Raw genomic sequence first — 21,754 nt, forward strand, 5'->3', positions numbered from 1 at the left:
GCGGTCGCGGTCGCGGTCGTGGTCGCGGTCGTGGTCGCGGTCGTGGTCGTGGTCGTGGTCGCGGTCGCGGTCGCGGCGTCGAGGACCTGACGGATAGCCGCGACGATGTTCGGGTACGCCCCGCACCGGCACAGGTTGCCGCTCATCCGCTCGCGGATCTCCTCGTCGGTCAGGACCACCTCGGCGTCGAGATCGGCGGTCACGTGGCTCGGTGCACCGGCCTCCGCCTCGCCGAGCATCCCGACCGCGCTGCACACCTGCCCCGGCGTGCAGTAGCCGCACTGGAAGGCGTCGTCGTCGATGAACGCCTGCTGTAGCGGGTGGAGTCCGTCCTCCGACAACCCGGCGGCGGTGACGATGTCCTTTCCCTCCTGCGCCACCGTCAGTGACAGACACGAGGTGACCCTTCGGTCATCGGCTAGCACGGTGCAGGACCCGCACTGTCCGTGGTCACAGCCCTTCTTGGCCGCGAAGTTGCCGAGCCTGTCCCGGAGCGCGTCCAGGAGTGTCATGCGGGTGTCCACCGTGAGGTGGTGCTCGGCGCCGTCGACCCTGAGCGTGATGGGCGTCTCCATGCTGCGACTGTATGTGTGGCGACGGGGACAGTGCGACCGGTCGTGCGGACCGGCCGCCCCGGCTGTACTGACACGGGGCGCGGCGGGCCGTTTATCCTCGATGCCCGGACCACCCACCGTGGGTCACCCCTGCGGGCCACTCGGCCGGGCCACTCGACCGGTCCACTCGACCGTGAGCGAAAGAGACGACGTGACGACGACCACGCTGACACCACCGACCGAGTCGACCGACCCGCGGGAGGTCGCGCGCCAGGTGTTCGGCTGGGACGATCTACGCCCGCACCAGGTGGAGGCGATCGAGGCAGCGGTGGCCGGCCGGGACGTGCTGGCCGTGATGCCCACGGGATATGGCAAGTCGGCGATCTACCAGATCGCCGGGATCATGGCCGGGGGTCCGTGCATCGTGGTCTCGCCGCTCATCGCGCTGCAGTCCGACCAGTGTGAGGGACTCAACGAGCTCTCCGGGACCGCACCCACCCGGTCGCTGGCGATCAACTCCTCGATGAGCGCGCGTCAGCAGGAGCAGGCGTCGCAGGAGGTCATGGACGGGCGGGTCAACTTCGTCTTCCTCACCCCGGAGCAGCTGGCCAAGCAGGAGGTCCTGGACCGGATCCGCGAGGCCGGACCGAGCTTCCTCACCGTCGACGAGGCGCACTGCGTGGCCGCGTGGGGTCACGACTTCCGGCCCGACTACCTGCGGTTGGACGTGGCGCGGCATCGGATGGGGTCCCCCACCGTCATCGCGCTGACCGCGACCGCCTCCACCTCGGTGCGCGAGGAGATCGTGTCCAGGTTGGAGATGCCGGACGCGCTGATCCTGTCGGGCGGCTTCGACCGCACGGAACTGCACCTGACGGTCCGGCGACACGTGGAGGACGGCGCCAAACGCGATGCGGTGGTCGAGCGGGCCGTGGAGCTGCCCGGCCCCGGCCTGGTCTATGCGGCGACCCGCCGCGCCACCGAGGAGTACGCGCAGCAGATTGTCGAGCACGCGTCGGCGAACGGCCGGGCGATGCGGGTCAGCGCCTATCACGCAGGGCAGAAGACCGCCGACCGGGAGCAGACCCTCGCGGCGTTCCTCGACGGCGAACTCGACGTGGTGGTGGCCACCAGCGCCTTCGGGATGGGGATCGACAGGGAGGACGTCCGCTTTGTCCTGCATGCCGACATCCCCGATTCGCTGGACGCCTATTACCAGGAGGCCGGCCGGGCGGGTCGAGACCGCGAACCCGCCGAGGTCGAACTGCACTACCGGAGCGAGGACCTGGGGCTACGTAGCTTCTTCTCCTCGCACAGCGCCGACGACGAGGTGGTCGCCGCGGTGGTCACACGGCTGCGCGCAGCCGACGGCCCGGTCCGCCTCACCGCGCTGCGCAACGAGATCGACGCCTCCGGGCGGCGGGTCACCGGCGCCGTGAACCTACTCGAGGCCTGCCAGGTGGTCACGTCCGGCCGCACGGGGGTCTCCCTGGCCGAGGACCTACCGCCTGCGCAGGCGGTGCGACGTGCGCAGGAGATGTCAGAGACGCTCGAGCGCATCGACAAGTCCCGTATCGAGATGATGCGCGGGTACGCCGAAACCGACGGTTGCCGCCGGCAGTTCCTGCTGGGCTACTTCGGTGAGGAGCTGGCCGACCTCTGCGGAAACTGCGACACCTGCGACGCCGGGATCGCGGTGGACATCACCCACGAGGCCGCCGAGTTCCCGCTGCAGTCCGCGGTGGTGCACCGCGAGTGGGGATCGGGGATCGTCATGAGTGTCGACAAGGACCGCCTCACCGTCTTCTTCGAGGAACAGGGTTACCGGACGCTGTCGCTGGAGTTGATCCGCGATCAGGAACTGCTCACCCCGGCGTGAGGTCGGGCGAACCCGGTAGGGCGGCCGTCACGCCGGCGACCGTGTCGAGCCACCACAGTGCCGGCGTACAGGCCGCGGCGAGCAACACCGCACCGTCCTCCCACAGCGGCCCCAGCGCGGCCGATGCGGTCCCGAGCACCGTGACCACCGGCACCGCCGGCGCCACCGCGATGTTCGCGGGCAGGGACCATGGCCCCGCCTCGAGCCCTGAGGCCATCAGCACCGGCAGGGTGGCGAGGTGGGCCACCACGCACACCGCCAGGACATCGGCGACGGGCCCGGGCATCCATGGCCGTCGGATCCGCACGGCGACCGAGCGGGCCGTCAGCACGAGTGCGGCCGTCGCGGTGACCGACAGGACGAACCCGGCTCCCGTCGCGGTGGCGGGGTCGAGGAGCGCGACCAGCAGGACCACCGCCGCCAGCGCCGCCAGCGGGCGGCCGGTCCGATGGGCACTGAGGGCGGCGAGTCCGATCGCCCCGGTGCCGGCCGCCCGGAGCACCGCGGGTTCCGGGCCCACCACTGCGACGAAGCCCCCCAGGGCCAGCACCGCGGCAACGATGCGGCCTCGGCGGCCCGCGCCCAGGGCCGCCGCTGCGAGCAGCACCGCTCCCACCACGTAGGTGGTGTTGGCCCCGGACACCGCTGCGAGATGGGCCAACCCCGCTGCTCGGAACTCATCCCGGGTCTCGGTGGAAACCCCGCCCTCATCGCCGAGCACGAACGACGGGAGCAGCCCCACCGCTTCGCCGTCGAGCGCAAGGTCCGACACCATTCGGAATCGCTCCCGCACCGCGGCGGGGGCCCGGCCGGACAGTCCGGGCTCGCCCATCACTGCGGGAGCAGTCAGGGCCCGCAGACCCGGCGGGTCCCCGGGCGAGAGCGGGTCGAGAACCGCGACCGACGCCCGCACGCGCGTCCCGGGAGGCAGGCCCCGCCACCCGTCGCGGGCGAGCACCACGACGTCGAGGTCGGCCGCCCGGGCGGACTCCCCCGACCCGGTGACCTCCACGCGGACCGGCACCATCACCCCGCCACTGCGGACCGGGCGGTCGAAGCCCGTCACCACGGCCTCCACTCCGGTCCGGGCGCCCGCCAGTGACATCAGGGGATGCGCGGCCAGCGCGTGCGAGCGAGCGGCCTGCACCCCGGCGCCTGTCGCACCGAGCGCGCACGCCATGGCCAGGACCCCCAGCGCCGTGCGATCGATCCCGCTCGCCGCTCCGTTCGTCGTCGACCAGACCACCGCGATCACCGCGGACATCAGCAGGACCACCCCGAGGGCGGCCGCGGCCGCGGGCCGCATCCCGACGGTCGCCGCGGTCACGAGGAACAGCGCCAGCGTCGGCAGGACCAGCCGGAGATCCCGGGCCGCCGGGACCCGCCCTGACGGAGGCGGACTTCCGCCTGCGACGCCGGCCGCGTGCTCCCCCGGGCCGGTGCCGGTCACACCATGACCAGCGGCCGGAGGCGGGCCAGCGTCGCCGGACCGATGCCGTCGACCTCCGCCAGCTGGTCGACGCTGGCGAACGAACCGTTGGCCGCCCGCCAGGACAGGATCGCCGCCGCCGTCACCGGCCCCACCCCGGGCAGGGTGTCGAGCGTCGCGGCGTCGGCGGAGTTGAGGTTGACCAGTCCGCCACCTGCCGCCGGCGCACCGGGCGCACCGGGCGCGGCGGCGGGCGCGCCGGCGTTCGGGGCTGCGGCATTCGGGGCTGCGGCATTCGGTGCTCCGGCCACCGGCGGGCCCGGGTCCGCGCCGACGATGCCGCTCCGGGGGCCACGGGGACCGTCCGGCCCGGGGGCCAGGCCCACGAGGATCTGCTCGCCGTCCACGACCTTCCGGGCCAGGTTGAGCCCGTCCCGGTCGCCGCCCTCGAGCACCCCGCCGGCGCTGTCCAGGGCATCGGCCACCCGGGCGCCCGGGGCCACGGTCACCAGCCCGCTGCGGCCGACCAGCCCGATCACCGAGACGACGAGGTGCTCCGCTGCGGTCTGGTCCGAGGGCGGCTCCCCCGTGACGGGGACCGCGGAGGCACCGGGAGCAGTGGAACCGGCGGCCGGAACCGATTCCCCCGGTGTAGCCAGCGGGAGATCCGGCACCGGTGGGCCGACCGGCACCGCGGAGAGCAATCGGTGGACGGAGAACGCGCCGAGCGCCAACACCAGGACCACCAGGGCGATGCCCGCCACCCTGTCGGGCGCCCACCGGACCCGGCGCCACCATGGCGGGTCCGCCCATGCCAGAGGGTCCGGGTCCGCGGGCGGCACCCTCTCGGGCCTCCTGCCGTCCGGGTCCGCGTCGGCCCAGGGAACCGGGTGCGCAGTGGGAACGGGAGGCGCACTCGCGGTTGCCGTCGCGCCGGGATCTGCGGGCACACTCGCGGCTGCCGTCGCGCCGGAGAGTCGGTGGAGGGCGGCCGCGCGCGCCGGATCCCGGACGGGGTCTGGAGTATCCGCGAGATGCATCCGGGTGTCGGGGGACATGGCCCCGAAACTAGTCCGGCAGGTGACCCGATCCGGGCTCAGCAGCGGCTGTCAGTCGGCGCCCTGTGGAGAGACCGCGGGGATGGGGAATTCGGTGTCCACGAGGTCTGTCACCGAGACACCCACGGTCCCGGGGCCCAGATGCCACGCCAGGACCTCATCGAAGTCGACGATCAGGACCCGCTCCGGGAACGGGGTCTCCTTACGGATCTCGGTGGCCATCTCCTCGGCCCGCTCCTGCGCCTCGTGATGGTGGACGGCCACCAGCACGTCGCCCCGGTTGACCTCGTCGCGGAGCAGGGACCGCAGCCTCTCGTGCGCCTTGGTGGTGGTCCGGGCCTTGGCGGCGAGTCCGACCGACCCCGCCCGCAGGACGATGATCGGGCGCATCGACAGTGCACTGCCGAAGATCGCGGCCAGGGCGCTGATCCGGCCGCCACGGCGCAGGCTCTCCAGCGATTCCAGAGCGGCGAACGTCGATGCCCCGCGGCACAGCCGCTCGGCGAGCTCGTAGGTGGCGGACAGTCCGAGCCCGTTGCCGGCCGCCCACGCGCACTGGGCCACGGCGGCACCGAACGCCATCCCGGCACACCGGGAGTCGGAGACCAGCACGCGGCCACCGAACCTCGTGGCCGCGTCGGCGGCCGACTGCCAGGTTCGCGAGAGCTCACGCGAGAGGTGAACGGAGACGATGCCCGTGCAGTCCGGGTCGTCGAGCAACTCCTGATAGATGGTCGCGAGCTCGTCCGGGGTGACGGCTGCCGTCGACACCGCCCGGTCCCCCTCCTCGACCACGTGCAGGCCCACCACGGTGACGCCGAACTCGCGGACCCACTCCGCGGGCAGGTCGGCGCTGGAGTCGGTGACCAGACGGATCGTCACGACGCCTCCACCGGGGGCGTGAGGCCGGCGTTCCACTGATCCAACCGCCACAGCACCTGGCGCGCACCGTCGGTCGTCGGTCCGATCTCCGGCGTGGCGGTCTGCCCGCTCCACAACTCGGGGCGAGGGTGCGCGGACAGCTGCACCCAACAGGTGTTCCCGAGTCCGTTGAAGATGGGGTACTGCTCGACCGGCAGCTCGATCAGGGCCGCGGTGAGCGCGGCGATCGCGCCGCCGTGCGCCACGAGAACCGCCGGGTGTTCGCTCCAGTCGGTCGAGGCGTCCACGAGCTCGTCGACCACCTCGCGGGTGCGCCGGGCCACGTCGAGGCGACTCTCCCCTTCTGGCGGGGACCACCGGGGAGTGCTCCGCCACCGCATCCGCGCGTCGGGCCACTGCCCGTCGACTTCGGAGTGGCTCATCCCCTGCCAGTCGCCCAGGTCGGTCTCGCGCAGCCGCGGGTCGGTCCGCACCTCGAGTCCGACCTCCGAGGCCAGTGCCCGCGCCGTCTCGTGCGCCCGCTGCAGGTCCGAGGACAGGATCGTCCACGGTCGACGACGCGCCAGAACACGCCCGACCGCATGGGCCTGTTGGACACCGATCTCACTGAGCTCGGTGTCCAGCTGGCCCTGCATCCGGAACGCGGCGTTGTAGTGCGTCTGGCCGTGACGCAGCAGGATGAGACGGCGGGTCACCGGGGTGTCAGAGCCCCTGATCCCGCTGCGGCTCCTCCGGCGCGAGCGAATCGTCAGTGCCGGTGGCTGACGCCGCGGCCCGACGGGACGTCTCGACGCCCTCGATCTCCACGATCGGGCAGTCCTTCCACAGGCGGTCGAGCGAGTAGTAGTCGCGCTCGTCGACGTGCTGGACGTGAACGATCATCTCGTTGAAGTCGAGCAGTGCCCAGCGTCCCTCGCGGGTGCCCTCGCGTCGCAGCGGCTTGTGCCCGGCCTCGCGGAGCTTGTCCTCGATCTCGTCGATGATGGCGTTGACCTGACGTTCGGTCTCGGCTGAGGCCAGAACAAAGCAGTCGGTGATGATGAGCTGTCCGGAGACGTCGATGACGACGATGTCGGTCGCCAGCTTCTCGTCCGCGGCGCGGGCGGCGATGCCGGCCATCTCTAGGGCCTGGGGGCTTGCGGTCACTGGGGGTTCTCCTCGGTGTGGGGTTCGGTGGTGACGAGCTCCCGGTGTACCGGAGCCGTCGCTGCGTGGGTGCCGTCGAGCCTGGTGGAGCCTTCGGGGCGGTAGAGGTTGCGTTTGGCGATGTACTGCACGACCCCGTCTGGCACGAGGTACCAGACGGGTGCGTCGCCGGCGGCGCGGCGACGGCATTCGGTCGACGATATCGCCAGGGCGGGGATCTCGAGCAGGTGGACCCGCTCGTCACCGATCTGCTCGATATGGGTGTCCGAGAGCTCGAAGCCTGGGCGCGACACCCCGACGAACGTGGCCAGCTCGAACATCTCCTCCCAGCCGCGCCAGGTCAGGATCTTCTGCAGAGCGTCGGCGCCGGTGATGAAGAACAACTCCGTGTCCGAGTTCTGCCGCAGCAGATCCTTGAGGGTGTCGACCGTGTAGGTGGGTCCCTGGCGGTCGATGTCCACGCGGCTGACGGAGAACCGGGGGTTGGAGGCCGTCGCGATGACGGTCATGAGATACCGGTCCTCGGCGGGCGAGACGGTCCGGCCCCGCTTCTGCCACGGTTCGCCGGTGGGGACAAAGACGACGTCGTCGAGATCGAAACGGTGAGCCACCTCGCTGGCCGCCACCAGGTGACCGTGATGGATCGGATCGAAGGTCCCGCCCATCACTCCGATGCGGCGCCCAGCGCTCGCGGCGGTCCCCATCGTGGTCATGGTTGACGAGTCTATCGGTCCGACCCGGCTTCAGCCCGCACCCGCGCCCCGGCCCTCCCGCCTCACACCGGGAGCAGGCCCGAGACGACAGCCGTGAGCTGCTCGACGTTGCGGCACTCGTGCATCGGAACGTACTGGGAATACAGTTTGGCGGCGGAGTCCCCGGTCCCCCACTGCCGCTTGGGTTCAGGGTTGAGCCAGTGGGTGTGGCCGACACGCTCGGCGACGAACTCCAGCGACTCCACCGAGGGGTCGCGATAGTTGTTGCGGCCGTCGCCGAGGATGAGCAGCGAACCGGTGCGGGTGAGCGTGTGCGCGTAGCGGTCGGCGAACCCCTCGAGCGCGTGCCCGTAGTCGGAGTGTCCGTCGTAGGTGACGATCTCGGCCTCGCGCACCATCCGGCTCATGGCCGACCCGAGATCCGACCCCGTCTCGAAGAACGAGGTCACCTCGTCGGTGGTGTCGACAAACGCGAACACCCGGACCCGGGAGAACTGCTCGCGCAGGGAGTGCACCAGCTGGAGGGTGAAGTGGCTGAACCCGGCGACCGACCCCGACACGTCGCACAGCACCACCAGCTCGGGCCGCGCGGGCCGGGGTTTGCGCAGCACCAACTCGACCGGAACCCCGCCGGTGGACATGGATTTGCGCATGGTCTTGCGCATGTCGATGGCGCCGTGACGATGACGACGACGACGTGCGGCCAGGCGGCTGCCCAGCTGACGCGCGAGGGGGCCCACACGCCGTCGCAGCACCTGCAGGTCCTGGTCGTTGGCGCGGAGGAAGTCCACCTGTTCGGCCGCGGGGCCCACCGCGTAGTCGGCGACCCGGTCCCGGCCCACGGTCTCCGCGGTCCTGCGCCGGGTCTCGTCGGCGACCTCGCGGAGGAAGCCCCGCACCATGTCCGCGGCGGAGTTGGCGGCCGCGGACTTCTCGGCGTGCCGCTTGGCCCCGTCCGGGTCGAAGGGGTCCGCGCCGAGCAGACCGTCGAGGATCTTCTTCATGATCGCGCTGGTGTCCAGCGGGCTGAGCGCCTGATACGCGGAGAAGCGCTGCCCGCCCGCGGAATCGTAGGCGCCGAGCTGCTCGACCAGCAGTTCCGCGAGCGCCCGGGCTTTGCCCCGCGACTCCTCGGTGTCCTCGAGCAGCAGCGAGGCGATGAGCTCGTTCAGCGCCTCGGGGTCCACCTTGCCGTCGTCGTCCGTCGGGATCTCCACCTCGAGGGCCGCCGCGCCCGCCGCGGCATGGGCCCCGATGGCGGCCGGGAACCACAGGTCGAAGAGCTGGTCGAACACTCCGCGGTGAGTGGGCTTGTGCAGGATCGTGGCCGCGAGCGCCTCCCGCAGCGCGGCCCGGTCGAGGAGATCGATGTGGACCATCGCCGCCGCCGCGTCGACCGCCTCGCTGGGCCCGACGGGGATGCCCTTGCGTCGCATCGCGTCGACAAAGTCGACGAGGTGCCCGGCCATCCCGCCCGGAGTGCCCTTGGCCATGTTCCCCGCCTCCTGATCGGACTGCACTGGTTGCTTCCGGAGCTTCTGGTCGAGCCGGCGTCTCGTTGAGCCGGCGGCTAGTTGAGTCGTAGCTCGGCGGCCGCGCGCAGCTGATCGGACTGGTGCTTGAGCACCACTCCGAGGGTCTGCATGACGGTCTCGTCGTCGATCGTGTCCAGTCCCAGCGCCACCAGGGTGCGGCCCCAGTCGATGGTCTCGGACACGCTCGGGACCTTCTTGAGCGCCATCGCGCGCAGCACCCCGACCACGCGGACCAGCTGTTCGGCCAGCCGGTCGTCCAGTTCGGGCACCCGCGAGGCGAGGATCTTCCGCTCGAGCTCGGGGGTCGGGAAGTCCAGGTGGAGGTAGAGGCAGCGACGCTTGAGCGCCTCCGAGAGCTCGCGGGCCGCGTTGGAGGTGAGCACCACGAACGGCTTGCGGACGGCCTCGATGGTGCCGAGCTCGGGGATGGTCACCGCGAAGTCGCTGAGCACCTCGAGCAGCAGGCCCTCGATCTCGATGTCGGCCTTGTCCACCTCGTCGATCAACAGCACGGTGGGCTCGCTGCGGCGGATGGCGGTGAGCAGCGGCCTGGAGAGCAGGAACTCTTCGGAGAACACGTCGTCCCGCGTGGAGTCCCAACCCTCGCCCTGGCCGGCCTGGATGCGCAGGATCTGCTTGGCGTGGTTCCACTCGTACAGCGCCCGGGCCTCGTCGACGCCCTCGTAGCACTGCAGCCGGATGAGCTCGGATTCCGTGGCCGCCGCGACCGCCTTGGAGAGCTCGGTCTTGCCCACCCCCGCGGGCCCCTCGATGAGCAGCGGCTTGCCCAGCCGGTCGGCCAGGTAGACGACCGTCGCCGTCGAGCGGTCGGCCAGGTACCCCTGCGCGCCGAGGCTCTCGATGACGTGGTCGATGCTCTCGAAAGCGGGTCGCTGGGCGGTGCGGGCTCGGTCCATCGGGTGGGTCCTCTTCGGTTGGTCGGTCGTCGGTGGCGGGCCGGCGACGGCCCTGGGTGTGCGTGCCTTATGGACGCACGTGTCCCTTGCCGTGGGCGATCCACTTCGTACTGGTCAGTTCCTCGAGGCCCATCGGTCCGCGCGCGTGCAGTTTCTGGGTGGAGATGCCGATCTCGGCGCCGAAGCCGAACATCTCGCCGTCGGTCCACGCGGTGGACGCGTTGACCATGACCGCGGCCGCGTCGACCCGGGCACAGAACTGGTCGGCCACGTCGAGGCTCCGGGTGGAGATGGCCTCGGTGTGACCCGAGGACCAGTGGGCGATGTGCTCGATTGCGGCGTCGACGCCGTCGACCACCTTGAGCGCGATGTCCATGCTCAGGTACTCCTCGCCCCAGTCCACGTCGTCCGCCGGGACCAGTCCCTCGCGATCACCGTGCACGGTGACTCCGGCCGAGCGGAGGGCGTCGACCACCCGGTCCACCGCGGCGTCCCCTAGCGCCTCGTCGATCAGCACCGTCTCGGTGGCGTTGCAGACGCTGCAGCGGCGGGTCTTGCCGTTGAGCAGCAGGCTGATCGCCTCGTCCAGGTCGGCGTCTCCGTGGATGTAGAGATGACAGTTGCCGGTGCCGGTCTCGATGGCCGGCACCTTGGCGTTCTCCACCACGGTCTGGATCAGTCCGGCGCCGCCGCGGGGGATCACCACGTCCACCAGGCCGCGGGCCTGGATGAGGTGGGTGACCGACGAGCGGTCCTCCGAGGGCAGCAGCTGGGCCGCGTCGATGGGCAGGTTGTACTCCGAGAGCACCCCGCGCAACACCGTCACCAGCGCTTTGTTGGAGTGGCGGGCGGACCGGGAGCCGCGCAGCAGGGCCGCGTTGCCGGACTTGAACGCCAACCCGAAGGCGTCGACGGTGACGTTGGGCCGGCCCTCGTAGATCATCCCGACGACGCCGAGGGGCACGCGGAGCTGGCGCAGCTGCAGACCGTTGGGTCGCGTGGATCCGCGGATGACCGCACCGACCGGGTCTGCCAGCCCCGCCACCTGGCGCAGCCCGTCGGCGATCCCATCGAGTCGAGCCGGGGTCAGGCGCAGCCGGTCCAGCATCGCCTCGCTGGTCCCGAGCACCGTCTGCTCCTCGATATCGCGGGCGTTGGCCTCCAGGATCCCCGACTCCGCGGCGATGAGCGCATCGGCTGCCGCCAGCAGGAGCGCGTTCTTACGGTCCGCTGTCAGCAGAGCCAGCTCCCGCGAGGCGGTGCGGGCGCGGCGGGCGGCCTCATGGACGGCCACGCGGACCGGATCCGCGCCGGCCTGATCGGCGTCCGTCTGTCCGGCGAGGTCGGGGGCGTCGAGGCTGCTGGTGGTCATATCCCCCAGCTTACCGATGCTCGTCACGCCGACCTCAGATGCGACGACCTCGGATGTAACGACGAACCCGCGCACGTCGCACTGCCGGACAGGCATCGGGCGCTTGTCATGCCGCCCTCGCAGGTGTCCCGGGTGGTATCCAGCGGGGCTGGCCGGGCCGTGCGGGGTCGGGGACAGTGCGCCACTGGCCGGGCCCGTCGCCTATCCACCCGTGGTGGATCGGGCAGACCAGCGCCAGGTTGGTCAGCGTGGTGGGTCCGCCCCGGGCCCAATCGACCACGTGATGCCCCTGGCACTTGGCTGCGGGTTGCTCGCAGCCCGGGTGGGTGCATCCCCCGTGCGCCGCGTACAGGACCAGTCGCTGGATCGCGGTCGCGAGCCGGCCGCCCCGGCCGCGGTCTATATCGATGCGCCGCAACTCCTCGCGACCGTCGCGCAGCGCGGAAAGGAACCAGGATCGCCGGCCCGCGAGCGACACCGCCTGCGCCGCGGTCATCTGCACTCCCGCGTCGGTCTCCACCAGGTCGCCAGCCCCTCCGGCCCCGCCGGCTTCGACGGCGTCGAGCTGCTCGGCGGTCAGTCGCACCACGATCGCCGCCACTCCGCGGGTGGCACCCGGCTCCGCGGCCAGCCCGTGTGAGAGCACGTGGCACAGGGCGTCGTAGGCCCGCTGGCCGGCCGTGCGGGTGTCCGCGGCGGCGAGCGCGTCGCGATCAACGGGCTCGCCCGTCTCCGGGTCGACCGGTGCCGCGATGCACTGCCCCGGGCAGGCGAACCGGGCGATCACCGCCGCCAGCAACGCCTGCAGCCGGGGCTCGCAGCTGATCCCGACGCTGGACATCCCGTCCAAGCCGGGCCGATGCGCCCGCAGTTCCCGGCGCTTCTGCTGCTGCTCTTCCAGTCGTTCCAACCGTCCCGGATCGGCTTTCGCCAGTTCCCGCGCCGCCGCAGCCGTGATCGCCCGGACACTCGCCCCGGCCTCGGCGAGCTCGGTCAGGTGGCGGGAGAAGTCCAGTCGAGCCTCCGCCGGCGCCCCCTCCGGCAACTCGTCCACGGCCTCACCGATCGCCCGCTCCTGCCCGGCGGTGATCCGGCCCCGCCGGTGGGCGTCCATCGCTGGAGAACCCCCTCGCCGCCCGGCATCGATCCGCGATCGACACTGCCCTGCCGTCAGTCCCAGTTCCTTACCCAGAGCGGTGGCCGCGGACGTCACCGACCGGCCCGCCTGTTCAGCACGACCGGCCGACTCGGCCGCCCCCGCCGCACTGATGGCATCAAGTCGGCGCGAGACCTCTTCCAGTCGACGCAGCGCCTCGGAGAGCTCCGACCGGGACAGCTCGGACCAGCACACGGAGCTCAGTCGCTCCACGCTCGTCGTCGTCGTCGTCTCCAGGAGGCCCTCGATCATGACGTCATTCTATCGCCCGATGTCGCACGCCCGTTCGAACACGGGGTACCGATCGGGTAACCTATTTAGCCCCCTGAACTGCGCTTATGCTGCGGGAACGCACGGAGCCCAGGCTGGCTATGCGCGCACAAGCACCGCGACCATGAAGCCGCTGTCGTCGTCGAACGGCCTGAGGTCCCACGTCGACCACCGCTGCTCCAGACGCAGCCCGGCCTGCGCGGCGGCCGCGTCGAACTCCTCGTGGGTCCAGCCGCGGTCGAGCCCGAAGCCCACCACCAGTCGCCCGGGGCGGCCCTCGGGATCGTCGGCGGTCGTCGCAATGCGCGCCGCGAGGTTGGCCAGGACGGTGCCGCGGTCGGCGGGGTCCACAAACGCCAGGACGTTGCCCGCGGACACGGCCAGGTCGAACGGCCCGGCCGCCCATCCGTCGTCGGCCAGGTCCGCGACCTCCCAGGTCGCGTCGGGGCACAGCTCGCGGGCCCGCTCGATCAGGTGCGGGTCCAGGTCCACGCCGGTGACGTGGTGCCCTCGCGAGTGCAGGTAGGCGCCGGTGCGACCCTGCCCGCAGCCGACGTCGAGGATCCGGGCACCGCGCGGGACCATGGCGTCGATCAGCCGCGCCTCGCCGTCGATGTCCACGCCCTCCGCCACCATGTCGTCCCACCGCTTGGCGTACCTGCGGGAGTGCTCGGGGTCGTCGCTGATGATGTCCTGCCAGGTGCGGGTGCTCATGCCCCCAGTATGACCGCGCCGGATCCGTTCGCGTCCCGACCTCACCCGTCGATCCGGCGCATCAGCCGGAACGCCGTCAGGTCGGCTCCCCGGGTCTGGTTGACGAGGGCGAGCGTGACCACCCGCGAGTCCGGCGTGACGATCGCGATCGAGCGGAACCCGCCGGTGCCCCCGTTGTGCCACAGGGTGCGCGGCCCGGCGCGGTGCCACCCGAGCCCCATCTCCCCCGGACCCCCGGGCGGGGTCGCGTGGGTGAGCCGGACGGCCTCCCCCAGCCCGGTGTCGGGCGGGTCGACCTGGGCCGCCAGGAATCGCAGCATGTCGGTGGCGGTCGAGCGAAGCGCGCCCGCCCCGGGGATCCCGGGGAGGGGCCAGGGCTCCGCCGTGCGACGACGACGACGGTGTCCGACCGCCATCCGCTGCCGCTGATCGGTGGTCATCTGGTCGTCTACGACGGTGTCGGTCATCCCGAGCGGAACGCAGATCCGGTCCCGGACCAACGAGCCGTAGTCGAGTCCGGTCGCCGTGGTCAGCGCTGTGCCCAGGAGCCCGAATCCGAGGTTGGAGTACTTCGGTTTGCCGCTTCCCGGCACCCGCGAGAGCTTGGCGCCCGGGAGCGCCCGGAGCACGTCGTCCTGTGAGAGCCCCGCGTAGGGGTCCGCCCCCGTGCGCAGATAGGCGACGTTCTCGCGGATTCCGAGCCGCCCGGGCGTCCGCGGCAGGCCCGAGGTGTGGGTGGCGAGGTGCTGCAGGGTGATCTGCACCCCGTCGCGGCTGGGGACGCCCACGCCGGCCGGGAGCAGGTCGCGCACCGGGGTGTCGAGCGCCCACTGCCCCCGGAGCACCCCGTCGGCGAGCAGGAGCGCGGTGAAGGTCTTGGTGACGGACCCGATCTCGAAGAGCGTGCGGGCATCCGGTGCCGCGCCCCGGCCGGTGTCGCCGCGGGCGGTCACGTGGACCCCTCCCGACCGCCCGCCGCCGAGCACCATCCCGACCCGCCGGCGCGCCAGACGGTCAGCGGCCCTCTCGACCGCGTGCTCGGTCCCCGCGCCCGCACCGACCTCGCCGCGCTCCCCGCCCATGCCGCCCTCACCGCCGGCACCGACCTCGCTGCCCATTCCTCTCATGCCGCCCAGTCAACCCCTCCCCGCCGGTCGCCGCACCCACCCCTGTCGTAGCCGTGGGGCACGATGGGCCCATGACCTCGCCGGCGGACCGTACCCATGACGACGACCCGGCCACCGGTCCCCGGACCGCCGTCGCCGACACCATCCCCGGCACCGCCGACGAAGCCACGTCGCCCGCCGGCGGGCAGTCGGCGGCCCTCCGCGGCCGCGCCGAGGAGCTGCTGATCGCGCTCGCCGGCCCGAACGCGGTCCTTCGCGAGGACCAGTGGACGGCCATCGAGGCGCTGGTCGCACACCGGAGGCGCGCCCTGGTGGTTCAGCGCACCGGTTGGGGCAAGTCGGCGGTGTACTTCATCGCCGCCCGACTGCTCCGCGAATCCGGCTCGGGCCCCACCGTGATCGTCTCCCCGCTACTCGCCCTCATGCGCAACCAGGTCGAGGCGGCAGCGCGGGCGGGGGTCCGGGCGGCCACCATCAACTCGGCCAACATGACCGAATGGGACGACGTCCGCGCGGCCGTCCGCGACGGGGAGGTAGACGTCCTGCTGGTGAGCCCGGAGCGCCTGAACAACCCCGACTTCCGGGACACCGTCCTGCCCTCCCTCGCCGCCGACGCCGGACTCGTGGTGGTGGACGAAGCCCACTGCGTGTCGGACTGGGGGCACGACTTCCGGCCCGACTACCGCCGCATCCGCACGCTGCTGGCCGAGCTCCCCGAGGGGGTGCCGGTCCTGGCCACCACGGCCACCGCCAACGACCGCGTGGTGCGGGACGTGGCCGAGCAGCTGGGGGTGGGCGAGTCGGCGGAGTCCGACACCCTGGTCCTGCGCGGCGGCCTGGACCGCGAGTCCCTGCGCCTGTCCGTGGTGACCATCGACGACTCGGAGAAGCGCGCCGCCTGGCTGGTGGAGAACCTGGAGTCGCTCCCGGGCAGCGGGATCATCTACAGCCTCACCGTCGCCGCGGCCCAGGACATGGCCGAGTTGCTCACCTCCGCCGGACACCGCGTGAGCTCGTACACCGGGCGGACTGACGCCGGCGAGCGCGAGGAACTCGAGCGCGCGCTGCTGGACAACGAGGTCAAGGCGCTGGTCGCCACGTCCGCGCTGGGCATGGGGTTCGACAAGCCGGACCTGGGGTTCGTCGTCCACCTGGGCGCTCCGCCGTCGCCGATCTCGTACTACCAGCAGATCGGCCGCGCCGGGCGCGCCGCGGACCGGGCCGAGGTCGTGCTGCTGCCGGGCCCCGAGGACCGGGCGATCTGGAACCACTTCGCGTCCCTGGCCTTCCCGCCCGAGGACGTGGTGCGCCGCGTTCTCGACGCGCTGGAGCCCGACCGCGCCCAGTCCACGCCGGCCCTCGAACCCGCGGTGGACCTGGGCCGGACCAGGCTGGAGATGGTGCTCAAGGTCCTCGACGTGGACGGGGCGGTCCAGCGGGTCCGGGGCGGCTGGATCGCGACCGGGCAACCGTGGCACTACGACGCGCAGCGCTACGCCGGTCTGGCCGAGGCCCGGTCGGCAGAACAGAAGACGATGATCGAGTACGAGCGCACCGACGCGTGCCGGATGGAATACCTGCGCGCCCAGCTCGACGACCCCACCCTGGACCCCGCTTCCGGGGGGTGTGGGCGCTGCGACAACTGCACCGGCGACCGCCGGACCACCGCCGTCGACGACAGCGCGCTCACCCGCGCCCGGGAGGCACTCGAGCGGCCGGGGGTCGTCCTGCCGCCCCGGAAGCAGTGGCCCACAGGCCTGGCCAAGCTCGACGTGCCGCTCAAGGGCAAGATCGCCGAGGGTCCCGCCGAGGGTCGGGCGCTGGCGCGACTCACCGACCTCGGGTTGGGGCAGAAGCTCCGCGGGTTGCTCGCCCAACCCGACCAGGAGGCGCCCGAGTGGATGGTCCGGGCCTGCGTCCCCGTCCTGAAGGAATGGGGTTGGGACGGACGCCCCTCCGGGGTGGTCGCGCTGACGTCCGGGGACAAGCCGATCCTGGTGGCGAGCCTGGCGCGGGCGATCGCCCAGATGGGCCGCATGGACTACCTGGGCGAGCTCACCCGCGAGGACGCACTCCCCGCGGTGACGGCCCAGAACTCCGCTTACCGGGTGGCCCAGCTGTGGGGCACGTTCACCGGGCCGGACAGCGTCCCCGATGCCCCGGTCCTGCTGGTCACCGGTCTGCTGGGAACGGGCTGGACGGTCACTGAAGCCGCACGGCACCTGCGCTCGGCGGGCGCTCCCGCCGTGTTGCCCCTGGCGGTGGCGAGCGCGGGCTGATCCAGTCCACCGGAGACGAGGCCGGCCCGGACGAATCCGCCGACGATGTCGATTCCGGCGTCGGTGAGACGTCATCACTCGAACCGGCCGACACGCGGCCGGAATTCGAGGAAGGATCAGACCATGCGCTACGCACTGGTGTTCCACGCGCCCGAGCCCGGCGGGAGCGGTCCGCAGCCCACGGATGAGCAGATCGCGGAGATGCAGCAGCTCATGACGGACTACGTCTCCGCATTGCAGGCGGCGGGGGTGCTCATCGCCGCGGAGATGCTGCACCCGTCCGCGGCCACCACCACCGTCACCCGGCGCACCGGCAGCACCGTCATCGAGGACGGCCCGTTCGCCGAGGCCAAGGAGGCGCTCGCGGGGGTCTTCGTCCTGGACGTGGCCGGCCCCGACGCGGCCCTGGCGTGGGCCGAGAAGTTCCCGGGCGCGGCCTACGGGGTCGTCGAGGTGCGGCCGGTCGGCGCCTACGTCAGCGACGGGACATGGAAGACCGCCTGACCAGCGGGACGATCGAGGACGTCGCCCGCACCGCACGGCCGCGCCTCGTGGCCTTCCTGGCGGCGCCGGACGGCGACCTCGCCGCCGCCGAGGACGCCGTCTCCGACGCGATCGAACGGGCCCTCGTGACCTGGCCCCGCGACGGGATCCCCGACCGTCCGGAGGCGTGGCTCTTCTCCGTGGCCCGCAATCGACGCCGCGACAGCTGGCGGGCCTCCGGGCGCCTCGGTCCGATTCCCGAGGACTACCCGGAACCGGGCGACCCGGCGGTCGACGACAGCGCCGTCGGGATCCCCGACCAGCGGCTCGCGCTGCTGGCGGTGGCCGCGCATCCCGCGATCCACCCCGCGGCCAGGACACCGCTCATGCTCAACACCGTCCTGAACCTGACGGCCGAACGCATCGGCGCGGTGATGCTCGTTCCCAAGGCCACGATGGCTGCCCGACTCACGCGGGCGAAGAAGCAGATCCGCCAGAGCGACATCCCGTTCGAGGTGCCCGGCGTGGACGAACTCCCGGACCGACTCGCCGCGATCCGCGAGGCCATCTACGCCGCGTACTCGGTGGAGTGGGAGTTCTCGGCGGCCGAGCCACGATCGGGCCTCGCCGGGGAGGCGGTCTTCCTCGCCGAACTCCTCACTGAACTCGTTCCCGGAGATCCGGAGTCGCACGGGCTCGCCGCCCTGCTCTGTCTCTCAGCCTGCCGATCGGGCGCACGCCGGGACGAGCGCGGCGACCTCGTCCCGCTCGCCGCGCAGGACACGAGCCGCTGGGACGACACTCTGCTCGAGCGGGGGCGCGAGCACCTGCGTCTCGCCGGAGCCACAGAGCCTCCCGGCCCCTACCGGCTGCAGGCGGCCGTCCAGGCAGTGCACTGTGCCCGGCGGGAGACCGGAGTCACGGACTGGGACTCGGTGCGACGCCTCCTCGCCGGTCTTCGCAGACTCGCCCCGACCGTCGGCGGGACGGTGGCGCTGGCCATCGCGACCGCCGAGTGCGAGGGCCCCGACGCCGGGCTGGGCGTGCTCGACGAGATCGGGCCCCGGGCGGAGTGGTTCCAGCCGGCACTCGCCGCGCGGGCCCGCCTGCTCGCGGACTCGGGCAGGCGGGGCAGCGCGTTGGACGCCTACGATCGCGCGCTCATCCTCACCACCGAACCCGCCGAGCGCCGGTACCTCGAGCGCGCCCGCGACGCCGCCCGGTGCCCCTCCCCGCCGCTCAGCTGACCCCTCTCGGGACCCCTCAGACCTCCCGCGCCATGGCCCGTCCGGCCTTCATCCCGGAGAAGATGCAGCCGCCGAGGAAGGTGCCCTCGAGGGAGTTGTAGCCGTGGACCCCGCCGCCGCCGAAGCCGGCCACCTCGCCGGCGGCGTACAGGCCGGGGAACGGCGAGCCGTCCGGGGTCAGGCACTGGGAGTCCAGCGAGGTCTCGATCCCGCCGAGCGTCTTGCGGGTCATCAGGTGCACCTTGACCGCGATCAGCGGGCCACCGGAACCGGCGGCCGAACCTGCCCCTGCCCCCGAGTCCGCCAACAGCCGGTGCGGCTTGGCCAGGCGCGTGAGCTTGTCTGTGACGACCCGCCGGGCATTGTGGATGGCCTGCACCTGGGCATCCTTGGCAAAGGGGTTGTCCATCTGCCCGTCCATGGCCAACACGAACTCCCGGACCGCCTCCACGTCCAACTCGGGCTCGCCGTCGCGCAGCAGGGAGTTCATGCCGGTGACCAGCTCCTCGAGGGTGTCGGCCACCACCCAGTCCACGCCCTTCTCGGCGAAGTCGGCGATCGACGGCGGCAGCCCCTTGCCCGCCTTGGAGGCGAACTTCCTGACGCTCTTGTCCGTCAACTCCGGGTTCTGCTCGGAGCCGGAGAGGATGAACTCCTTGCCCGCGATCGCCGAGTCGAGGATGAACCACGAGTGGTCGAACCCGGTCCTGCGGATCGCCTCGATGGACGCCGTGGTGTGGAAGCCCGGGAACAGCGGCACCGGCATGCGGTCGCCGTTCGCGTCGAGCCACAGCGTCGACGGCCCGGGGATGATCCGGATCGCATGCGAGGGCCAGACGGGCGCGAAGTTGGCGACCCCTTCCGTGTAGTGCCACATTCGGTCGCGGTTGATCAGATGCACCCCCGCCGCGCCGGAGATCTCCAGCATGCGCCCGTCCACGTGCTCGGGCACGCCCACGATCAGGTGCTCCGGCGCTTCGCCGAGGCGGTCGACGGGCCAGTACCGGCGGACGAGGTCCGGGTTGCCGCCGATGCCCCCGGACGCGAGCAGCACCGCCTTGGCGCGGAACTCGAATGTCCCGGTCTCGTCCCGAGGAGAGGCCACTCCGCGGTCGAGGTCGCAGGGGACGAGGGTGGCTCCGCGAACCCCGACGGCGCGGCCGTCTTCCACCACGATCTCGTCCACCCGGTGGCGCACCGCGAACCGGACCAGACCCGCCCGGGCCTGGTCGAGCACCGGCTCCTCGAAGACCCGGACCACCTCGGGACCGGTCCCCCAGGTCACGTGGAAGCGCGGGACGGAGTTGCCGTGTCCGTTCACGTCGCCGCCACCGCGTTCGGCCCAGCCGACGGTGGGGATGATCCGCAGTCCGAGCTCGTGGAGGTACTGCCGCTTCTCCCCGGCGGCGAACTCCACGTAGGCCCGGGCCCATTCGCGCGGCCAGTGGTCCTCGGGGCGGTCGAACCCCGCCGAACCCAGCCAGTCCCGCCATGCCAACTCGACCGAGTCCTTGATGCCGATCCGTCGCTGCTCCGGGGTGTCCACCAGGAACAGCCCGCCGAGCGACCAGAACGCCTGGCCGCCGAGGTTCTTCTGGTTCTCCTGGTCCACCACCAGCACCTTCTTGCCGGCGCGGGTGGCCTCGTACGTCGCGACCAGACCCGCCAGGCCGTGGCCCACCACGATCACGTCCGGCACGAATCCGGGCTCGGGGGTCGGCAGCGGTCCGGTGTTGGCGGCCCGGGAGGTCGACGGCGGCTGGTACGCCGGATAGGTGGGGTGAACGGGCCGGGCCTCGCCGGCGGTCCGGGTGGAACGGGACGCGGGATTGGTCATGAGCTCAGTGTGCCGCCTCGTCCACTTGCCATGTCCGTTACCCGGACCGTTCGAGGTTTCAGAGTCCGCCCAGCTGCGTGATCGACTGGAGCGCCAGGTCGGCGTCGACCCACAGTCCGAGGACCTGGCCTGCGGCCGTCGGCGCGACCGCCGGGTCCTGGAGGGCGAGACCGTGGACGAATGCCAGTGAGCTGTACGCCTGGTCGCCGAACCGCAGGAGCGCACCCGAGCCCACACCGGGGCCGGTGATCGAGTCGACCGCGGGCCCCACCGTGTACAGGTTCCACAGGGGGCCGAGGTCCGCGCCGTATTCGCGGCGGGTGCGGTCGATGATGAGATCGCTGTGGTCGGCGATACCGCCGACGATTTCAAAGTAACCGGCCGCGTGGTCGGGGCGGGTCCGGCTGGTCGCCACCGCCCGCGCGAGGTCGACTGTGAGGTGCGCGTTGTACCCGGTCATGGCTACGAACGCGGGGCGCTGCCGACAATCCGTGGCGAGGTCGAAGTAGCGCTTCCAGTGCTCGTCGACGGGCGCGCCGGTGAAATGGGCGTGGACCGCGGCGAGGTAGGGCTCGAGCAGCAACAGGCTCACTCGGCGAGCCCACTCCGGGTCGGGGGCCACCCCGCGCCGCTGCATCGGCAGCACCGGGTCGGACTCCACCTCGTCGAGGCCGACCCCGAACAGCCCCCGGCGGTCACCGCGCGCGGCGAGGAGGTCATGAATCTCGCGACTGGAGGCCACCCGCTGCTCGAATTGTCCGAGGGTGTCCGCCGCGGGTTCCGTGGCCGGCGCGGCGAGCACGCGGAGCCGGGCGAGGTCAGCGTCAGTCAGCGGGGCTCCGCACGCGCTCCTCGGAATCTCACCCGGAGGCAGCGCAGGTGGGGAGGGCACCGCAGTAGAGGAAGGCGCGGTCGAGGAATGGGCGTTCGAGGATTGCGCGGCCGATCCGGCCGGGGTCAGCTCGGCCGCGGTCGATCCGGCCGGGGTCGGCACGGCCGAGGCGGTGCCCACCGGGAGAACGACGAGCATGGCGGCAGCACACCAGGCGACACACCAGGCACCGCACCGGGCGACACACGAGAGTGCGGATGTCCGACGGCTCGTCGCGATCATGGTGGGCACGGTACTGCCGCGGTGACTGACGGCAACCGCTGC

The 21,754-nt window shown here is 72.0% G+C and carries 18 protein-coding genes and 1 pseudogene; 4 read left to right on the forward strand and 15 right to left on the reverse strand.

Going from position 1 to position 21,754, the window contains the following annotated elements:
* Positions 1-83: 83 nt before the first annotated feature.
* A pseudogene (locus R4P08_RS05425) lies at positions 84-575 on the reverse strand (2Fe-2S iron-sulfur cluster-binding protein); the annotation flags it as partial.
* Between the two features lie 190 nt (positions 576-765).
* On the opposite strand from R4P08_RS05425, the gene R4P08_RS05430 reads away from it, so the two are divergent.
* A complete protein-coding gene (locus R4P08_RS05430) occupies positions 766-2,433 on the forward strand; it encodes a RecQ family ATP-dependent DNA helicase (protein WP_317812761.1) in 1,668 nt (555 codons plus the stop codon).
* Here the strand turns inward: R4P08_RS05430 and R4P08_RS05435 are convergent.
* The 12 genes from R4P08_RS05435 to R4P08_RS05490 form a co-directional block, all read right to left on the reverse strand.
* Positions 2,420-3,883 (reverse strand): ComEC/Rec2 family competence protein, encoded by a 1,464-nt coding sequence (locus R4P08_RS05435; protein WP_317812762.1) that lies wholly within the window; start codon positions 3,881-3,883, stop codon positions 2,420-2,422. The two genes, R4P08_RS05430 and R4P08_RS05435, sit on opposite strands and share 14 nt — an antisense overlap.
* Positions 3,880-4,920 carry a helix-hairpin-helix domain-containing protein gene (locus R4P08_RS05440; protein WP_317812763.1) on the reverse strand — a complete coding sequence of 347 codons (1,041 nt, stop codon included), beginning with the start codon at positions 4,918-4,920 and terminating at the stop codon, positions 3,880-3,882. Before R4P08_RS05440 ends, R4P08_RS05435 begins: the two co-directional genes overlap by 4 nt.
* 51 nt (positions 4,921-4,971) lie before the next feature.
* A complete protein-coding gene (locus R4P08_RS05445; RefSeq protein WP_317812764.1) occupies positions 4,972-5,802 on the reverse strand; it encodes a DegV family protein in 831 nt (276 codons plus the stop codon).
* Positions 5,799-6,497, reverse strand: a complete 699-nt coding sequence (locus tag R4P08_RS05450) for a histidine phosphatase family protein (protein ID WP_317812765.1) — start codon at positions 6,495-6,497, stop codon at positions 5,799-5,801. Before R4P08_RS05450 ends, R4P08_RS05445 begins: the two co-directional genes overlap by 4 nt.
* Positions 6,498-6,504: 7 nt before the next feature.
* Positions 6,505-6,948, reverse strand: coding sequence for a ribosome silencing factor (rsfS, locus tag R4P08_RS05455; RefSeq protein ID WP_317812766.1), 444 nt, complete (start codon positions 6,946-6,948; stop codon positions 6,505-6,507).
* Complete coding sequence (nadD, locus tag R4P08_RS05460; RefSeq protein ID WP_317812767.1) at positions 6,945-7,661, reverse strand: nicotinate-nucleotide adenylyltransferase; 717 nt, start codon at positions 7,659-7,661, stop codon at positions 6,945-6,947. Before nadD ends, rsfS begins: the two co-directional genes overlap by 4 nt.
* Positions 7,662-7,723: 62 nt before the next feature.
* Positions 7,724-9,154, reverse strand: coding sequence for a vWA domain-containing protein (locus R4P08_RS05465; RefSeq protein WP_317812768.1), 1,431 nt, complete (start codon positions 9,152-9,154; stop codon positions 7,724-7,726).
* Positions 9,155-9,231: 77 nt separating this feature from the next.
* The gene (locus R4P08_RS05470) at positions 9,232-10,113 is read right to left on the reverse strand and encodes a MoxR family ATPase (RefSeq protein ID WP_317812769.1); all 882 of its coding nucleotides are present in this window, start codon (positions 10,111-10,113) and stop codon (positions 9,232-9,234) included.
* 67 nt (positions 10,114-10,180) lie between these two features.
* Positions 10,181-11,485 (reverse strand): glutamate-5-semialdehyde dehydrogenase, encoded by a 1,305-nt coding sequence (locus R4P08_RS05475; RefSeq protein WP_317812770.1) that lies wholly within the window; start codon positions 11,483-11,485, stop codon positions 10,181-10,183.
* A gap of 106 nt (positions 11,486-11,591) precedes the next feature.
* The gene (locus R4P08_RS05480) at positions 11,592-12,893 is read right to left on the reverse strand and encodes an HNH endonuclease signature motif containing protein (RefSeq protein WP_317812771.1); all 1,302 of its coding nucleotides are present in this window, start codon (positions 12,891-12,893) and stop codon (positions 11,592-11,594) included.
* 117 nt (positions 12,894-13,010) lie between these two features.
* Positions 13,011-13,625: a class I SAM-dependent methyltransferase gene (locus R4P08_RS05485; RefSeq protein ID WP_317812772.1), complete on the reverse strand. Its 615-nt coding sequence runs from the start codon at positions 13,623-13,625 to the stop codon at positions 13,011-13,013.
* 41 nt (positions 13,626-13,666) lie between these two features.
* The gene (locus tag R4P08_RS05490) at positions 13,667-14,743 is read right to left on the reverse strand and encodes a serine hydrolase domain-containing protein (RefSeq protein WP_317812774.1); all 1,077 of its coding nucleotides are present in this window, start codon (positions 14,741-14,743) and stop codon (positions 13,667-13,669) included.
* 80 nt (positions 14,744-14,823) lie between these two features.
* Between R4P08_RS05490 and R4P08_RS05495 the strand changes: the two genes are divergently transcribed.
* The 3 genes from R4P08_RS05495 to R4P08_RS05505 all read left to right on the forward strand — a co-directional run bounded on the left by R4P08_RS05495 (position 14,824) and on the right by R4P08_RS05505 (position 18,761).
* Positions 14,824-17,031 carry a RecQ family ATP-dependent DNA helicase gene (locus tag R4P08_RS05495; RefSeq protein ID WP_317812775.1) on the forward strand — a complete coding sequence of 736 codons (2,208 nt, stop codon included), beginning with the start codon at positions 14,824-14,826 and terminating at the stop codon, positions 17,029-17,031.
* A gap of 123 nt (positions 17,032-17,154) precedes the next feature.
* On the forward strand, positions 17,155-17,535 hold the full coding sequence (locus R4P08_RS05500) for a YciI family protein (RefSeq protein WP_317812776.1): 381 nt from the start codon (positions 17,155-17,157) through the stop codon (positions 17,533-17,535).
* Positions 17,520-18,761 (forward strand): RNA polymerase sigma factor, encoded by a 1,242-nt coding sequence (locus tag R4P08_RS05505; protein ID WP_317812777.1) that lies wholly within the window; start codon positions 17,520-17,522, stop codon positions 18,759-18,761. The genes R4P08_RS05500 and R4P08_RS05505 overlap by 16 nt, the downstream gene beginning before the upstream one ends.
* A gap of 16 nt (positions 18,762-18,777) precedes the next feature.
* Here R4P08_RS05505 and R4P08_RS05510 read toward each other — a convergent pair whose 3' ends face one another.
* Both R4P08_RS05510 and R4P08_RS05515 read right to left on the reverse strand, forming a co-directional pair.
* Positions 18,778-20,598: an FAD-binding dehydrogenase gene (locus R4P08_RS05510; protein WP_317812778.1), complete on the reverse strand. Its 1,821-nt coding sequence runs from the start codon at positions 20,596-20,598 to the stop codon at positions 18,778-18,780.
* 58 nt (positions 20,599-20,656) lie between these two features.
* Positions 20,657-21,628: a DUF5995 family protein gene (locus tag R4P08_RS05515; protein ID WP_317812779.1), complete on the reverse strand. Its 972-nt coding sequence runs from the start codon at positions 21,626-21,628 to the stop codon at positions 20,657-20,659.
* Positions 21,629-21,754: the final 126 nt, after the last annotated feature.

The organism is Rhodococcus sp. IEGM 1408 (assembly GCF_033142235.1).
In the GTDB taxonomy this organism is placed as follows: domain Bacteria; phylum Actinomycetota; class Actinomycetes; order Mycobacteriales; family Mycobacteriaceae; genus Dietzia.

Coding starts and splice junctions, on each gene's coding strand:
- R4P08_RS05470 (WP_317812769.1), bottom strand. CDS start 10,113: ATGGACCGAGCCCGCACCGCCCAGCGACCCGCTTTCGAGAGCATCGAC.
- R4P08_RS05500 (WP_317812776.1), top strand. CDS start 17,155: ATGCGCTACGCACTGGTGTTCCACGCGCCCGAGCCCGGCGGGAGCGGT.
- R4P08_RS05510 (WP_317812778.1), bottom strand. CDS start 20,598: ATGACCAATCCCGCGTCCCGTTCCACCCGGACCGCCGGCGAGGCCCGG.
- R4P08_RS05485 (WP_317812772.1), bottom strand. CDS start 13,625: ATGAGCACCCGCACCTGGCAGGACATCATCAGCGACGACCCCGAGCAC.
- R4P08_RS05475 (WP_317812770.1), bottom strand. CDS start 11,485: ATGACCACCAGCAGCCTCGACGCCCCCGACCTCGCCGGACAGACGGAC.
- R4P08_RS05490 (WP_317812774.1), bottom strand. CDS start 14,743: ATGGGCAGCGAGGTCGGTGCCGGCGGTGAGGGCGGCATGGGCGGGGAG.
- R4P08_RS05480 (WP_317812771.1), bottom strand. CDS start 12,893: ATGATCGAGGGCCTCCTGGAGACGACGACGACGACGAGCGTGGAGCGA.
- R4P08_RS05495 (WP_317812775.1), top strand. CDS start 14,824: ATGACCTCGCCGGCGGACCGTACCCATGACGACGACCCGGCCACCGGT.
- nadD (WP_317812767.1), bottom strand. CDS start 7,661: ATGACCACGATGGGGACCGCCGCGAGCGCTGGGCGCCGCATCGGAGTG.
- R4P08_RS05465 (WP_317812768.1), bottom strand. CDS start 9,154: ATGGCCAAGGGCACTCCGGGCGGGATGGCCGGGCACCTCGTCGACTTT.
- R4P08_RS05515 (WP_317812779.1), bottom strand. CDS start 21,628: ATGCTCGTCGTTCTCCCGGTGGGCACCGCCTCGGCCGTGCCGACCCCG.
- R4P08_RS05440 (WP_317812763.1), bottom strand. CDS start 4,920: ATGTCCCCCGACACCCGGATGCATCTCGCGGATACTCCAGACCCCGTC.
- R4P08_RS05505 (WP_317812777.1), top strand. CDS start 17,520: ATGGAAGACCGCCTGACCAGCGGGACGATCGAGGACGTCGCCCGCACC.